Source organism: Kitasatospora sp. MBT66 (assembly GCF_000710405.2).
GTDB classification, from domain to species: Bacteria; Actinomycetota; Actinomycetes; order Streptomycetales; family Streptomycetaceae; genus Kitasatospora; species Kitasatospora purpeofusca.
This window is the reverse complement of record NZ_JAIY01000001.1, coordinates 169,752-184,094: the sequence shown is the minus strand read 5'-3', so window position 1 is coordinate 184,094 and position 14,343 is coordinate 169,752. Positions and strand designations below refer to the sequence as shown.

At 72.8% G+C, this 14,343-nt stretch carries 11 protein-coding genes; 1 reads left to right on the top strand and 10 read right to left on the bottom strand.

Annotation, left to right across the window (positions count from 1 at the left end):
• Positions 1-143: 143 nt before the first annotated feature.
• From BI06_RS50145 to BI06_RS00810, 8 genes are all read right to left on the bottom strand, one after another.
• Positions 144-1,991, bottom strand: a complete 1,848-nt coding sequence (locus tag BI06_RS50145; protein ID WP_043463731.1) for a hypothetical protein — start codon at positions 1,989-1,991, stop codon at positions 144-146.
• Between the two features lie 323 nt (positions 1,992-2,314).
• Entirely contained in the window at positions 2,315-3,520 is a 1,206-nt protein-coding gene (locus tag BI06_RS00840) for a HEPN-associated N-terminal domain-containing protein (protein WP_082558167.1), read from the bottom strand.
• 267 nt (positions 3,521-3,787) lie between these two features.
• Positions 3,788-5,356, bottom strand: a complete 1,569-nt coding sequence (locus BI06_RS00835) for a hypothetical protein (protein ID WP_043463724.1) — start codon at positions 5,354-5,356, stop codon at positions 3,788-3,790.
• A gap of 376 nt (positions 5,357-5,732) precedes the next feature.
• Entirely contained in the window at positions 5,733-7,535 is a 1,803-nt protein-coding gene (locus BI06_RS00830) for a hypothetical protein (RefSeq protein WP_043463721.1), read from the bottom strand.
• A 427-nt stretch (positions 7,536-7,962) separates the two neighbouring features.
• Positions 7,963-8,337: a hypothetical protein gene (locus tag BI06_RS00825; RefSeq protein ID WP_051740061.1), complete on the bottom strand. Its 375-nt coding sequence runs from the start codon at positions 8,335-8,337 to the stop codon at positions 7,963-7,965.
• A 165-nt stretch (positions 8,338-8,502) separates the two neighbouring features.
• Positions 8,503-9,246 carry a hypothetical protein gene (locus BI06_RS00820; RefSeq protein WP_043463717.1) on the bottom strand — a complete coding sequence of 248 codons (744 nt, stop codon included), beginning with the start codon at positions 9,244-9,246 and terminating at the stop codon, positions 8,503-8,505.
• 60 nt (positions 9,247-9,306) lie between these two features.
• Positions 9,307-9,759: a hypothetical protein gene (locus BI06_RS00815; protein WP_043463714.1), complete on the bottom strand. Its 453-nt coding sequence runs from the start codon at positions 9,757-9,759 to the stop codon at positions 9,307-9,309.
• A gap of 117 nt (positions 9,760-9,876) precedes the next feature.
• Entirely contained in the window at positions 9,877-10,680 is an 804-nt protein-coding gene (locus BI06_RS00810) for a methyltransferase (RefSeq protein WP_051740060.1), read from the bottom strand.
• A 254-nt stretch (positions 10,681-10,934) separates the two neighbouring features.
• Here BI06_RS00810 and BI06_RS00805 point away from each other — a divergent pair, with 254 nt between their 5' ends.
• Positions 10,935-12,395: a serine/threonine-protein kinase gene (locus BI06_RS00805; protein ID WP_051740059.1), complete on the top strand. Its 1,461-nt coding sequence runs from the start codon at positions 10,935-10,937 to the stop codon at positions 12,393-12,395.
• Positions 12,396-12,469: 74 nt separating this feature from the next.
• On the opposite strand, the gene BI06_RS00800 is transcribed toward BI06_RS00805, so the two are convergent.
• Both BI06_RS00800 and BI06_RS00795 read right to left on the bottom strand, forming a co-directional pair.
• Entirely contained in the window at positions 12,470-13,492 is a 1,023-nt protein-coding gene (locus BI06_RS00800; protein ID WP_043463710.1) for a hypothetical protein, read from the bottom strand.
• Positions 13,493-13,834: 342 nt separating this feature from the next.
• A complete protein-coding gene (locus BI06_RS00795) occupies positions 13,835-14,074 on the bottom strand; it encodes a hypothetical protein (RefSeq protein WP_043463707.1) in 240 nt (79 codons plus the stop codon).
• Positions 14,075-14,343: the final 269 nt, after the last annotated feature.

The window sequence follows — 14,343 nt, the reverse complement described above, 5'->3', positions numbered from 1 at the left end:
TGCGGTGGTCGGGTGGCGGGATGGCTCACCCGTTCGGGCGACTCTTATCGTCGGCGCGACGATAAGAGTTAGCGAGCGCCATGCATCCCCTGAGAGAACTGGACGGTGGTCGCTCATCGGTCACGCGTCTGAGTGCTGTCAGATTAGTGATCAAACACGAGAAGCTTCTGGCCACCGTCGTCGGTCAGTTTGAACCAGCAGCCCGTGTGGTCGCTGGTGCATGAGCGCTTCCAGAGTTCGAGGCCGAGCGCGAGGCTGCTGTCGGTGAGCAGGTCCAGTAGTGCGCCATGCCCAGGGCCGTCGAGCAGGTTGACCCGCCAGTCGCAGCGTCGAGGCTTCTCACCGGGGTGTGAGGAGACCGTGATCGCGGATGACGCTCCGGCTCCGCAGACAGCTCGGATCATGCGCATGAGTCCGCTGCCGATGTAGTGCTCGCACGCGGGGTGGCTGGCGGCGGTATAGAGGCCGACCTCCTCCTCCGTCCATGGGGTGAGGTCGGCAAGGCTCGTGCCGCGCCTGAGTCCGGTCGCGGCTTCCATCCACTGCGAAGGCTCGATCCCGTGGAGGATGACGCGTGCAGTGGCGGATCCAGGTGCATCCCGGATCAGGTGCACTCCGTCTGGGTGCTGCTCGTGACGCAGACCCGGGATCCCCGAGGCTGGTGTGCGACCGCTGGAGCCGACCGGGAGGAGGGCGGCCCAGTGCCGAGCGGTGTGCAGGGCTGGCTCGAGGTCGATGGTGATCTGGTCGCTCATGGGGTGGAGCGCTCGGACTCCCAGTGCGCGGGGTGCGAACGCTCGAAGAGCGCTCATGGTCTGGAGGACCTCGCTCTCGAGCCGCTCCTGCTCAGCGGTGGCGATGGGGAATGCGCTCCTGGCGTCGGGCGTGAGCGCTCGTGCGGCTTCGGCGAGGGTTTCGCCGGTACAGCTGGCGCGCCGGGCGGCCAGGCTCGGCCTCCTTCGCTGCGCGGGTGGGGGAGCGGGCATGGTCCGCCGGAGCCAGCCGCGTGGTGCTCCCGCGAGGGCGAGTTCGCGTCGGGCCTCAGCCGCGAAGCCGGCCTCTGCTCCGATGTCGGCGGACGAGGACATGAAGCGCAGCAGGAGCCGGCCAGGGAGTCCGTCTCGATGGGTGAGGGCGACGTGGCAGGTCCGCTCCCAGGTGTGGTCGTGGGTGTAGGGGCGGTCAGGGCGACGGAGCCGGCAGTCGCAGTGGTTCTCGTCGATCACGAGCGGCATGCCCCAGGCCGGGTCGGTGAGCCGGCGGACGAGCTGGTCGTGCGCGGGGAGCGCAGGGTGGAGGTGGCGGAGCACGACCATCAGGCTGTCGTGACGGTCCCCGTAGTAGGTGTCGTACGCGGTGGAGACGCGGGAGAACAGGCCGATCCGCCGTAGGACGCCAGCGCTCAGCCAGGGCCAGGGCTCGCTCGGGTATGAGCGCTCAGCCGCGGTGAGGGTCGGTTCGTCCCAGAGAGGGACGCGCCCGGCGGCGGTGAGCTTGGCTGTCCGAGCCTGGAGTTGAGCGCTCCAGGCCACTTCGGAGGGCCCGGTCAGGACGAGGTGAGCGCTCGGGTCGCTCGCGTGCGTGAGGTGGAGACCGACTCGGTCGATGCCGCGCAGGCGGATGCCAGGGGCGCCGCCAGGCCCCTCATCGGGGCGAGCGGTCGGATGGGTGTAGGGGAGAAGGTGCTCGATGGCGCGCTCGGCCGTGTCGACGCGCTCGTCGAATGCGCGCGCCGCCGGGTCCAGGCGCACCTCCGTGCGGTCGCCGAGGACACGCGTGTAGGTGATCGCGAACGGATGCGCGGCGTAGACGCTGCCGCCGCGGTAGTGCAGCAGGACCTGGTGCTCGAGTTCCTGCTGCGCGGGGGAGGCAGTCCGGAGGGCGTTCGGTGCGGGCAGTCGGGTGCTCGCGGCGTGCTTGAGGTTGGAGAGGGAGTCGCCGGTGTACATGCGGTAGAGGGCGGCTTTGCGGCTGGGCTGCCTGGAGCTCACGGGGGTCCGTTCCTCGCGCGTTCCGCCGGCCTCGGGCGCGCGACGAGCGGGGAGGAGTTGGTCGCCACCTCGGCTGTGCGCTGGGTGTTGCCGGTGGGGTGCGGTGTTGCGGCTCTGTCCCCGCCAGCGTCCACTTGGCCGGCCGACGCCCGGAGAAGGGCCTCCCACCGAGGCCTTGGCCCAGGTTGGCGGGCGGTGGCGGCCAGGAGCAAGCGGGACGTGGGGAGTTCCCTCGATCAGGCGAATGTCAGCCATCGGGAGGGGCGCCGGCGGCGGCCTGCAGTACGGGGCTCCGTGCTGGTTGCCCGGGCCGGCCTGGGTGGTCAGCTGGTCTCCGCGGGCAGCACTGCCACGGAGTTGGGGACGAGTCCGAGGCGGGCGTGCTCGGAGGACCAGCCGTCGACCTGCTCGACACAGCAGGTGCTGTCCAAGTCGAGGACGACACAGCGCCGTCGGTTGAGGGAGGAGCCGTAGACGATGCCGTGCACCGGGCGGCCCGGATTGAAGGCCTTCATCAGGTACTCGGCGACGACCTGGGTGGGGATGTAGTCGATGTGGTCGTGCCCGGGACGCACCGGTGTGGCCATCTGGCGCACGAACTGGTGGAGGAAGGTCAGAGCACGGACCTGGTGGCCGTGCTCGGGGTCGAACATGGACGGGATCGGGGGGAGTTGGGTGAAGTCGACGACGGTGCAGGCGTGGGACAGCTCGAACGCGCCGACGGCGAGCCGCATCGGGGTGCCTTGGGTGACCTCCTGGACAGCCGTCGCCTGGTCGAAGGCTCCGTAGAACATCGGGATGCCGGCCGGACTCATCCGGTTGGGCTTCACGGCGTACTGCCGCGGTGCGGTGCCCAGGGCCTCGGCACCCCAGCTCGAAGCTGCCTCCAGGTCCTTGTCGGTCACCGGGCGGGCTCGCCACAGCGTGGTGCCGGCCGGCAGGTCCCGCACCAGGTCGAGGTCCAGCAGGTGGCGCCCGATCTGATCGAGGATCCGCCCTGCGGGGATCTCTCCCCCAAGCGCCTCCTCCTCGTCCTGCCCGTCGCGGCGCAGCCAGAAGACGTAGCGGGTCTTGTACTGGATCTGCTCGCAGAAGTTCGACCAGCTCGAGGCGAGTTGCTCGTTGTACCGCGGCAGTTGCCAGTTGATGTTGGTCCAGGTCTGCTCGCCGACCGCCTCGACCATGGGCTGGAGGAGGGCGTCGTTGGCGAAGACGTCGGAGTGGTCGTGGACGAGGGCCCAGGTGTCCCAGGTGGTGGCGCTGTGGTAGCCGCCCTCCGCGCTGTCGTAGGGGACGCCCTCGTTGTCCGCGTTGGCGTACTCGGTGTGGAGGCCGTTGACGAACGCCTCGGTGAGCACGTCCATGTCGGCCGCGGGCGTGCCCTTGCAGAAGTCGCAGACCTCATCGGTGCTGACGGCGTCCGACACCACCTTCTTCAGGGCGGCTTCCGCGATGCACTCCGCGCAGACCCACCCGCCGCACGAGTACCAGCCCCGCTCGTCCGCCGTCTCCATCTGTCGCTTCGCCATGCCCACGGTGGGCAGCCTACGTGGGCGAACCGGTCATGCTCGCGCACCGGCGCCCCGGCCTGCTGGAGCCGATCGCTGGGCACCGTGCGAGACACGGCCCGGCGGGGAGATGTTCGCCTGGATGACCACCGTCCCAACGCCTTTCTGGCCTCGGATGCCGGGCGAGGAGATACCGGAGCTGGACGGATCGCACAGGCCTGGTCCGGCAGAGCGCTGCCGGACCAGGCCCTTCAGTGTGGTCCGAGCCACCAGGATGGGGCGAGGGCGTCAGCGAGCCAGACCGGGCAGGCCGTCCCCGTCTGCCGCCGGGGTGAGGTACTCGGTGAGGGCCCGGGCCCGGTAGGCGCGCATACCCGGCAGCTTGCCGTCCCGCTCGTCCTGGTCCAGACGGGCCCACGCGGGCGGCACCAGATCGCCGGGGACCTCGTGGCGGTCCTCCAGTCCATCGATCAACGCACGCACGGCATCGCGTTCCAGCCCCTCGGGGAGGGCCAGGCGCTGGGCGTTGAGAACGTCGAGGACGACGACCTGACCGGTGCGCAGGAAGTCCTCGTACTGTTGGCCGCCCCGGCGGATCCGGTCGGCGGCCTGCTCGACGGTGAGGCGGCCGCCGCTGCGCCCGGCGAGGGAAGCGGCCAGGTGCTCGGCACGTCGGCGCCGGGACCGGTCGCTGCGCCGGGCGGTCTCCGTGTAGGGCTCGGCCGGGTACCGGTGGGACAGGCTCCGGCCCTCCTGGGTCCAGTCGTGCCTCCAGGTGTCGGGGTGGCGGGGGCGCCAGCTCTCCGCGTACGGGTAGCGGCCGCCGGCGCCGACCCGGAGCAGGGCGGCGGCGATGCCGGGGTCGCCGGCGCCGGTGAACCAGGCGAAGGACTTCCAGCGGCCGTTGTCCCACACCCTGAGCTCTCCCTTCGGCGGGTACTTCAGGCCCGGCCTCCAGTCGGGCTCGGGGGTGGACGGGCCGCTGGCCGGCCGGCCGGGCACCGGCGCGTCGGAGCGCAGGTGCGCGATCGCGGGCCGGTCGGGGGCGGCGTGCGTGACCAGGCGCTGCACCGGCAGCACTTCGAGGGTGTGGGCGTGCTCCCAGACTTCGGCCTGGGCGTACCCGGCGTCGGGCCGGCGCTTGGGGGTCGTGTACTGGTGGTCGGTGTAGGCGTGGGCGAGTTCGGCGGCGTGCTCCAAGGCGGCGCACCAGGCCACGGTCTCCCAGCCCGGGGCCGAGACCCCGTAGTCCTCGCCGAGGACGCCGTCGAGGACGCTGAAGACACGAACCTCGAACGGCAGCGCGACGGCGGGGCGCAGGGGGTCGGCATCGCCCAGGATCCGCCCGGGCTGCTCGACGCCCCATCCGTTGTGGACCCACCGCCAGCCCAGGCCCCTCTCGGGCCAGTGCACCAGCGGCCACAGCGCCGCGACCTCCACCTCGCCGTCGCGGGTGCGGTACGGCACCGGCCCCCGGGTCCCTTTCTCCAGACCGTGGCTGTGGCTGGAGGCGATCTGCCGGACGAGGTAGCCGTCGACGCAGGCCTCGGCCACCCCCCACCGGTCGGGGTCGGTCATCGGCGGCTGGCCCTGGGTCGGCGGGCGGCTGCTGTCGCCCCGGGCGGTGGACGCGTCCCGCCACACGGTGTGCATCGGAGCTGTGCCGGTGTCGGTGACGAGGGCGGTGAGGGCGGCCACGACCGTCTCGTCCCAGTCGTGTGCCTCGGCGGACGGCGAAGTGCCGTGGGCTGCGGTGCTGGTTCGGGCCTTCAACTGCTCGACCGCTACCTGGTGGCCGGTGTTGCCCGCGGCGGCTCGCCGCCGCGCGGTCTGCTTGCGTCCGTGGTGCCTGACCATGTCGCTCCTGTTCGTCGGCGCGCTGGTCCCGTGATCCGCTGCGCGCCGGATTCAGGCACGACGAGTCGGTGGTGCTTGCGGTGGTCGATGCACAGGCGCACCCTCAGGCCTCTTCGCCCACCGGTCACGGGCCGGCGGCCGGGCCACGGCCGCCACCGGGCGGCCGAGCAGTAGCTCGGAACACCATAAAGGGCTGCAATACCTGACGTACAGCAAGATTCAGGCCGATTCTGCGGTCGCAGCGGCCGTATGAGCCCGTGGTGCCGACGTCCGGGAGCGGTCTGCGGAACGCGTGCTGGGGCCGGCCCGGTTCGCGCGGTCAGGCTGCCGGTGCGGCGTCGCCGGCCGGGCGCTTCGGGCCGGCGACGCCTTCCGGTCATCGGCCTTCGGGGCCGCCCGCAGTGAGCAGCGCTGTCTCGAGAGCCGTTGCCACCGTGGACATCGCCGTATCGCCCCCGGCGTCGGGCCCGGTGGGCACCAGCCCGAGCAGTGGTGTGCGGGCGGCGGCCATCTCGGCCGCGACGGCCGACAGCCACTGCTCGGGCGGGGCGGTGGCCGAGAGCAGGACCAGGCCGGCGATAGCGATGGGCATGACGCCGCCGGCGGGATGGACGAAGCGCTCACGCAGGACGGCTGCGGCTGCGGCAGGGGGCAGGGTCCGGGTGCGGGTGGCGACCTGGCGAGGCCCGAAGTCCTCCAGCGGCTGCCAGGTCGAGGCGGCGCCCCACAGCTCCCCCCACAGCCGGCGGCCGGCTTCGGTGACGCTGTCGACGAACGCTGCTGCCGACGGGCCGGACCGGTCGCGGCCTTGTGAGCGGTAGTGGCGGTCCAGCCAGGAGTGCACGCGGTGCTGCCCGCTCAGCCGGGTGTCGGCGATGCGCTCGACGAGCGGCAGGTCGTCGTCCTGTGCGATGACCAGGTGGGTGTCCACCCGCCCGTTCATGCGGTAGGGAGCACTTCCGTCGGTCGCCCGGTTGAACAGCAGGACGATGTCGAAGCCGGCCCGGGCGCGGGCGAACGCGGCGTCCAGGTCGTCACCTCGCGGGTGCGGGCCGCCGGCTGTCGCCAGTGCGGCGGCGGCCGGGGGTGCGGGCCAGTCGGGCACCGGCTCGCCCGCGAGCGGTGCGCGGGTGCCGTCGTCCACGACCAGGACCTTCAGGCCGCGCTCGACCAGGGCCCGCCCGAGGGATGCGGCAACCGTCGCGACGTCGGCGCGCTGCATGGGCAGCAGGCCGACCACGACGCCGGCGCAGGAGCCGGGCCGGGGGGCCGGCCGGGCAGCCGGCACGGCGCGGCCCCGGGCCAGGGTGTGCAGGGCGCGGGCGGTTGCGCGGAAGCGGGCGGCCCCCTCACTGTCGGGATCGTCGAGAACCACCTCGGGAACCGGGGTGCGGGTAGCGCGTGCCAGTTCCTCCAGGTCCCCGAGGACCGGTGTGCCGGCGGCCTCCAGCTCGTAGCCGACCGCTGCCCGGAACTCGGCCGGGAGCGTGTCGAGGCCCCGGTACTTCGTCAGGATGAGCGCGGACGGGGGCTGCGGGCTCCACCCGAACAGGGACGCCCTCTCGTGCTGCATCAGCGCGATGGACTGCGCCGGGGTGAGCGGCGCCTCGATCTGGCAGGGCTTGCCGTCCTTGACGGTCATCATCAGCTGCGAGACGGGCAGGTGCTCCTGGTTGACCAAACCGACCAGCAGGTCCCGCCGCTCCAGCGCGTCGTAGGGCACGGTGTGGGAGCGGGCCAGGACGTAGTCGTACCGGCTCCGGGCTTCCTCCACCAGCGCTCGGACGGGATCCGGAGCGCCGGATGCGAATGGGCGGGTCGTGACGGTGACCTCGTGAAGGGCCCCGCGGCCGGGAACAGACCGCTCGGTGATCGCGGAGACCGGCGGGGCCTCCGGCTCGGGACGGCGACGGGCCCCGCGGCCACCGAACAGGACGCCGGGCCGGACCGTGTGCACGGCCAGGACCCGCAGGCCGTCCAGGGCGAGCGCCGCGGCGAGGTCGACGACGACGTCCGCCCCCTGGCGGCCGTCGAACTGCACGACGCACCCCAGGTGCTGACGCGCGGGCGAGGCGGCGCGACGCCGGTCACGCAACTGGAGCGCTTCGCTGTAGGGAAAGTCGGGGCGCATCAGCTCCCGGGCACGCTGCTTGCGGGAGTCGGAGCCGTTCCTCGTCATGGCACATGTCGCCTTCTGGACGGGGTACCCACGCTTCCCGCCCGGTCGGTGTCCACGGCGGTCGATCAACGTGCTTCGGGCGGGCCCATTTTCCGGCTGTGCCGGTGGGGCCTCGGCCGCCCGTGTCACCTCGGCGGCGTGGGCATGAGGTGACAGGTGACAGCGACCATGGCGTGCGCTTCCTGCCTGAGGGGACTGTAGCGGCCGTGAGCGGCTGCGGGGGCGGCACGCGGGCGGGGATCACCCGATCGGGGGCCGCCGGTGGGCGCGGGTGCCGTTGGCAAGACCCGCGGCTCCGACTGGCCGGGGTCGACCCGATGAGCCTGTAAGCGGGGCCCGGGTCAACATGGCACCCGAGACCAGCGATCCCGTACGAGCGAGCGCGCCGGTCAAGATCGCCTGTCGGAGGAGTGCGCGCGAACATCGGTCAGCTGTCGTCCGTGGGCAGCTGCACCACGACGGTCACCGGCCGGGGCTTCCACGTGCGGGTGCGCGGGTCCCAGTCGGCCTCCGCGTAGAGGCGGTTGAGGTCAGGCCACGCGCCAGGAGTACCAGGGGCGCAGCGGGGCCAGCCGGGTTCGGCGAGCGCGAACCAGCCCAGTTCCTCGCAAGCGGCGAAGCGCGGGTCGGTGCCTGTCCACCGGTCGACGCCCATGCGGTGGCCGCCGTCGCACGAGATGCGCTGGACACCGCACCCCAGGCACATGGCCTGGTCGCAGCGGGCGTCATGGGCCTCGCCGACGGCGGTCCCGCAGTCGGGGCATTCGGCGAGATGTTCCTGCCAGGACTCAAGGGTGTTCATCGGACAACTCCCAGGGGCAGCACCGCTGCCGGGTCGTATCGGGGGCGGGGGTGCGGTCGGCGTCCGGGCGCCGTGGGGCTGTGCTTCCCACTGGCTCGGGCCCACTGGACGGCAGGGCTCCGGGCCGTACCCGGGCTGTGTGTGGTCCGGGTGCGGCCGGGCCGGTCAGGCGCCGGTGCCGGATGCGCTGTCCTCCTCGTCCAGCAACCCCGTGAGGGTGTTCAGCCAGTCGGTCTGCGCATCGGTCAGGGTCTTGCCGGGGTCGTGGAGGGAGGCGAACAGTTCCACACCGGAGCGGATCACACCGATGACGCCCAGCTCGCCGAGAAGGTACAGCGGGCCGTCGAGGGAGCCCTCGTAGTCGGCGTACAGGGCCGCGAGGGCCTCCAACTGCTCGACCTGGGTGCTGCTCAGCTGGTCGTGGGGGTCGCCGTGGGCGCCGTACAGCTCGACTGCCGCGCGGGTGGTCATGAGGATGGCGTGGGTGCTGAGGCGGTGGATCATCCGGTCGAGCAGACCGTTGGTGGCCACCTGGGCGGGCAGGCGCAGCTCCGAGGTGCCCTCCTCGTCGTGGTTCGTCCATCCGGCGTCGGTGAGTTCGTCCTTGTCCGTGCCGAGGGCCAGGACGTCGGCCAGGCGGGATTCGATCTGGTCGGCGATGTGCTGGTCGAGGCTGAACCACCACAACGGCGTCCGGTCGGCCGCGCGGTAGCCGCACAGCTGGCCGGTGTCGGTGTCGACGATCAGGACCGCGACGGTCGGTTCCGCCTGGCGGATCAGGTGGGCCGCGAAGGCGGCGGCGTTGTGCAGCGCGGCCCGGCGGGCGGACTTGGCGGCCTGGAGTGCCTGGTCGAACTGGGTGGCCAGGGCGGCCGCGAGGGGGGTCGGGGTCGCGGTGGTGCGGTTCATCGGTTCTCCGTGAGGGGTCTGGGCGTGGCGGCAGAGCGCCGGTCGGGGGGCGTGGCGGGTTCAGGCGGGGGCGCCGTGGGCGAACCCGGAGGGCTGAGCGGGGTCGGGCCAGGCCGGTGTGATGCCGATGCTGTGCAGGAGCCCGGCCGTGTTCGGCGACGGCGGTGCCGGGAGCAGGAGGACCGTGGCGGGGAGCGGGTCGAAGCGCGACCGCACGTCGAGGAGTTCGCCGATCGTGTAGTGGAGGACGGCGGGGTGGGCGGTGCCGGCCCGCGCGGCGACGAGGGTTGCGGTCGTGGTGTCCAGGGCGTCGACGAAATCGACTGTTCCGTCGGGGGAGTCGATGCGGTACCGCTCCACGGCGTGGCCGGATGCGCGAAGGTCGGCGACGTAGGCCCTCAGGAGGTCGACTTCGGCGGCTTCGGCGGTGGTGAGCGGACGGTCGGGCTCGCCGGGGTGTGGCCGCCAGCGGCTGTCAGGGGCGAGGCGTACAGGTTCCGGGGCCTGGTGCATGAAAGATCCGTTCGAGGCAGACTCCGTGGTCCGGTGGTGGTAGGCCCGCTGGGCGGGCGTGGCGGTGAGGGTGAGGGCTGGGCGTGGAGGTGCGCCGGGTTCAGCGTTCGGGACGGGTCACCGGGCATCGCCCGGCGGGAACAGGGCCAGCTCGCCCGGGGCGGTCTCGGCAGCGGTGGGTGAGGGGCCGCGGGGGATGCCGAACGTCGTGAGGACGATCTCCGTCCGGGGGGCGGCTCCCCTCCACTCGTGCCTGTACGACGAGGTGTCCAGTCCGCAGTTGGTGTCCAGGCGGATCCCGGTCGCGGCGGTGAAGCGCTCGTACTCAGGGTCGTCGATGGTCGTGAGACCCCCGCTGCGGCTGGCCCGGAACGGGGCGCTCTCCTGCGGGACGAGGAAGACGCCGTGGGCCGCGAGCCGCGAGGCGATGGCGATCACGTGGTACTCGAAGCGGCGTCCCCGGTAGGCCGGGCTGTCGCCGGTGCGGGGCGTCGCGCCGTACGGGGGGTTGGAGACGGCGGTGTCGAAGCGGCCGAGTCCGTCCGGCAGGTCGAAGATGTCGGCCTGGATCCAGGTCGCGTCCGGCACCACCCTGCGCCCGACCTCGACGTAGAGCGGGTTGCGCTCCACGCAGACGATCTCGCGGCCGCGCGGGCCGTAGGTGAGGCAGGCTGACGCCAGCGCCCCGATCCCGGCGCACAGGTCGACGATCCGGTGGCCGGTCACCTCGACCGCCATGTCGACGGCGAGGCCGGGAGGCGTGAAGAAGGCGCCGTCGAGCGTGTTCCTGCTGGTCGCGGACTCCTGCCAGTTGTCGAGGACGAACAGCCGCTCATCGGGGGTCAGATCACGGTCGAGTGTGAGCAGCTCGCACGCCTCGGCGTGGAGCGTCGCCTGCTGGCGGGTCAGCTTGGCCATCATGGTCCTTCTCGTAGCCGGACGCGGCTGCGCGGCCAGGGATTTCGGGGGAGAGGTACACCCTCAGACACTTAATAAGTTACAGCGCTAATGCTTCTTGTGCAACTTGAATCGGGGGTGGCCGGTCGGCCCGTCGGCCTCGAGATCAGCTGGCATGCGCACGATCCGGCGGGAGGCCGGTACTGTGCCCGCACCGGCGGCCGATCGCCGGCGCGGACCGCAGGTCCGCCGGACCCGGACCACGAGGCGGAAGAGCGATGCTGCTCGACGGGCGGTACCACCTGGAGGCTCTGATCGGAGCCGGAGGGATGGGCGCCGTGTGGCGGGGCACGGACACGCGCATCGGCCGCCCGGTCGCGGTCAAGATCCTCGACCTCACCGGGGCAGCTCACACCGCGGTCCAACGCCTGTTCGCCGAAGCCAACGCCGCCGGCACCCTCGCCAGCCGCCACATCGTCACCGTCCACGACCTCGGCCGGGCCAACCTCGACGGCCGCCCCGTCGCCTACCTCGTCATGGAGCTCCTCGGCGGCCAGAGCCTGGACCGCCTGACCGCGGACCGCCTGCCGGAGGTCGCCGACGTGATCGCCTGGGCGGCGCAGATCTGCGACGCCCTGGCCGTCGCCCACCGCTCGGGGATCGTGCACCGCGACATCAAGCCCGCCAACGTCATGCTCACCCCCGACGGAATCAAGGTCGTCGACTTCGGCATCGCCCGCCACCGCGATGCCCGGCACCCTGCCCTGACCACCACGGGCAACGTGATCGGGACGCCGGCCTTCATGGCCCCCGAGCAGGCCAGCGCCGACCCGGAGATCGGCGCTCCCGCCGACCTCTACGCCCTGGGCTGCCTCCTCTACACCCTCCTAACCGGCCGACCCCCCTTCACCGGGGACGCCATCGCGGTACTGCACCAGCACATGACGTCCACCCCCGCCGCCCCCAGCACCCTGCGCGCCGGCATCCCCGCCGACCTCGAGGACCTCGTCCTGCACCTGCTCGCCAAGGACCCGGCGCAGCGTCCCGCGAGCGCCCAGGCGGTCGCCACCCGGCTGCGCGGCCTTCGCGACGTTCCCACGACCCCGCTGGCCAGGCCCGCCGACCGGGCCGTTCGGCAGCCGACCCTCCCGGCCACCCGCCGCGACCCGGCTCCCGGCCGCACCATCTCCCCGGCCGCACCCGCCCGGCAGGTGGCGCTCCGCGGCCCCGTGCTGGCCTCGGCCGGCACCGCAGCGGCCGGGGTCCTCGCCCAACTCACCGCCCTGAGCGGCCTGGCGACGCCGTGGCCGCTCGTCATCGCCGCCGCCCTGTTCCTGATCCTCGCCGGCGTCCTCGCGCTCTTCGCCCGCCCCTCCGCCGACGCCGACCCGGAGGCGTCGTCGCTCGGCGTCCTCCTCATCCTGCCGATCGGCGTTCTCGCCTGCCTACTGCTGCTGTGGCTGTCGCCCATGCCGTGGTGGGGCGTCCTCATCCTCAGCTGGGTCCTGTGCCCAGGTCTCGTCCTGGTCCACGGCGCTCTCGCCCGCGCGGTGGCCGGCGAGCGGCCGGCCGTCCTGGGCGATCTCGCGTCCTGCGGCGGCCTCGTCAACGGCGCCGTCCTGGTCCTGCTCCTGTCCACCAGTACGGGCTGGCCCTGGCCGGGCACCCTGCTGGCCGGAGCCTGCCTGTGGGCTGCCACCGCCGCGGCCCTCGGACGCCTCTTCCCCCACCGCCGGTAGCCGCAGCAGACCCTGCGGCTCGGGCGGATCGAGGCATCTGCTCGCAGCCCGCCATCAGGTGGCGGGCCGCCCGGTCAGGGCCTGAAGGACGTCGCGGCTGCCGCCATGACATGAGCCAGGCTCGGGCCGTCGGTGGCCACCTGCGTGATCGAGAACTCGGTGTCGAGGCTGTCGGCCGGATCGGTGCCGGTCAGCGCGATACGCCCATCGCCGGCGACGGCGGCCAGGAGCTCGCGGTGCTGATCGGACTGCAGGACCACCGCGAGTTCGGTGTGCACCGGCTCGAGCCAGGTGACTTCCAGCCGGATCAGGTCGGCCAGCGCGCGCCAGCGGGTGACGGTGTCGGCACCGTCGGCGGGGTTGTCCGTCCGCATGACGCGCATGAGGTCCTCGACGTCGTCTCGCGCGCTGAGGTCCAGGACGAGCAGTGGCGCCCGGCCCGGCGCCGCGGCGACGGACCGGCGTAGGGGGACGGCTTCGGTGAGGAACCGGCGGAGCTCGTCGCGCGTGTACACCGCGTCCTCGACGCTGCGCCGCTCCTCTTCGGTCAGGGCGAACGCGAGGTCTCCCGGCAGCACCCGCTCCCCGAGCGGCGCCGCCGCCAGCCGAGCCAGGCACTCGGCCAGGAGCACCTGCGCCCGCGGATCGCCCGGCACCGTGTCGGCGGCCTGCACCAGCGCATGGCCGGCGAGCAGCAGCAGGGTCAGCGCCAGGCCCGGCGTGTCCGCCGCCAGGCGCAGCGTGGGGTTGAGGTTGGCGCGGCGGGCGCGCAGAAAGCGCAGCAGCGACGGCATGGCGGGGGTGAACGGCTCGAAGGCCGGCATGTTGTACAGGTCGGTGAACAGCAGGTCGCTGCTGGATCCGCGGCGGGCGGTGAGCAGGTCGAGGGCTTCCAGGGCCGCCTCCTCGGCATAGACCTCGGCCTGCCAGCAGCGGAGGGTGGCGGGAGCGGCGGTCGGCGTGCTGCCGGTGGTGTAGGCCCGCAGCACGTCCTCGCACGCCTCGACGACCGGGGAGGGGAGGTCGCTGTAGAGCTTGGAGACGACGCGGGCCGGCTTGGGACGGCCCTCTCGGCGACGGCGGCTGGCCTTCCCCATCGGGATGCTCCCACTTCCTGACGATGTGCTGCGGCATGTCGGCGTGGACCACGCAGGGTCCTTGCCTGCGGCAGGCTACCCACATCCCGGTGATGGACGCACGGGGTCTTGACGATCTGTCGGCGTGCGCTGCGGAGTGCACGCCGCTCGCCGGACACCACTTCCGGCCGCTTTCAACCGGCTTGACGCACAGTGGTGTTGACGGCCTCGCCCGGCGTTGCGCGCGGACCGGGCCGACGGATCCAGCGGCACGGAATTCACCCGATCGGGTGGCCGGATCGGCGGTTGCCGATCCGGGCGGTGGCCTCGCGCGACCTGGCGCCCGCCCGGGAAGGAGCGGGCCTAACGCCGGTGGCCGCCCTGGCGGTGCTCGATGCCCGTTCCCGCGGCCGCCGGCGGGCGATGGGCGAAGCGCAGGTAGGCGAATTCGTCCGGGTGGCCGCCCAGCCTCGTGTGGCGCCAGGCGACGTCGAAGGAGATCCCCGCCCGGCCGCCGCGCCACAGCCACAGCGCCCGGGCGCTCGTGCCGGGGGCGAGGAGGAGCCGGCGAAGGGCCAGGGACCCGCCCTGGGTGGTCGACACCGTGCACCTCCGAGTGAGCGCTGCTGTGGCCGCGCAGTCGTCCCGTCGTCCGCCGCACGGCAGGACGGCGCGACCGGGCGCAGCCGTGACGTGGCTCACAGTAGCGGGTCATGTACGCGACGCATGCGAACGCGGGCGGTGCTGCATGGCGATTCGGCCACGCGGCGCCCACCGGGCGGATCCCGGCCGAGTGCCGGCCGTCCTGCCGTACGGCTCGACCACCGCGGAAGGGCCGACGGCCCGAGGGCCGGACTGCGGGCGGGAAACAG

Bases quoted from the DNA above. Each gene is read 5' to 3' on its own strand.
- BI06_RS00830 (WP_043463721.1), bottom strand. From the start codon at position 7,535: ATGACGAGGAACGGCTCCGACTCCCGCAAGCAGCGTGCCCGGGAGCTG.
- BI06_RS00810 (WP_051740060.1), bottom strand. From the start codon at position 10,680: ATGATGGCCAAGCTGACCCGCCAGCAGGCGACGCTCCACGCCGAGGCG.
- BI06_RS00805 (WP_051740059.1), top strand. From the start codon at position 10,935: ATGCTGCTCGACGGGCGGTACCACCTGGAGGCTCTGATCGGAGCCGGA.
- BI06_RS00820 (WP_043463717.1), bottom strand. From the start codon at position 9,246: ATGAACCGCACCACCGCGACCCCGACCCCCCTCGCGGCCGCCCTGGCC.
- BI06_RS00840 (WP_082558167.1), bottom strand. From the start codon at position 3,520: ATGGCGAAGCGACAGATGGAGACGGCGGACGAGCGGGGCTGGTACTCG.
- BI06_RS00815 (WP_043463714.1), bottom strand. From the start codon at position 9,759: ATGCACCAGGCCCCGGAACCTGTACGCCTCGCCCCTGACAGCCGCTGG.
- BI06_RS00825 (WP_051740061.1), bottom strand. From the start codon at position 8,337: ATGAACACCCTTGAGTCCTGGCAGGAACATCTCGCCGAATGCCCCGAC.
- BI06_RS00800 (WP_043463710.1), bottom strand. From the start codon at position 13,492: ATGGGGAAGGCCAGCCGCCGTCGCCGAGAGGGCCGTCCCAAGCCGGCC.
- BI06_RS00835 (WP_043463724.1), bottom strand. From the start codon at position 5,356: ATGGTCAGGCACCACGGACGCAAGCAGACCGCGCGGCGGCGAGCCGCC.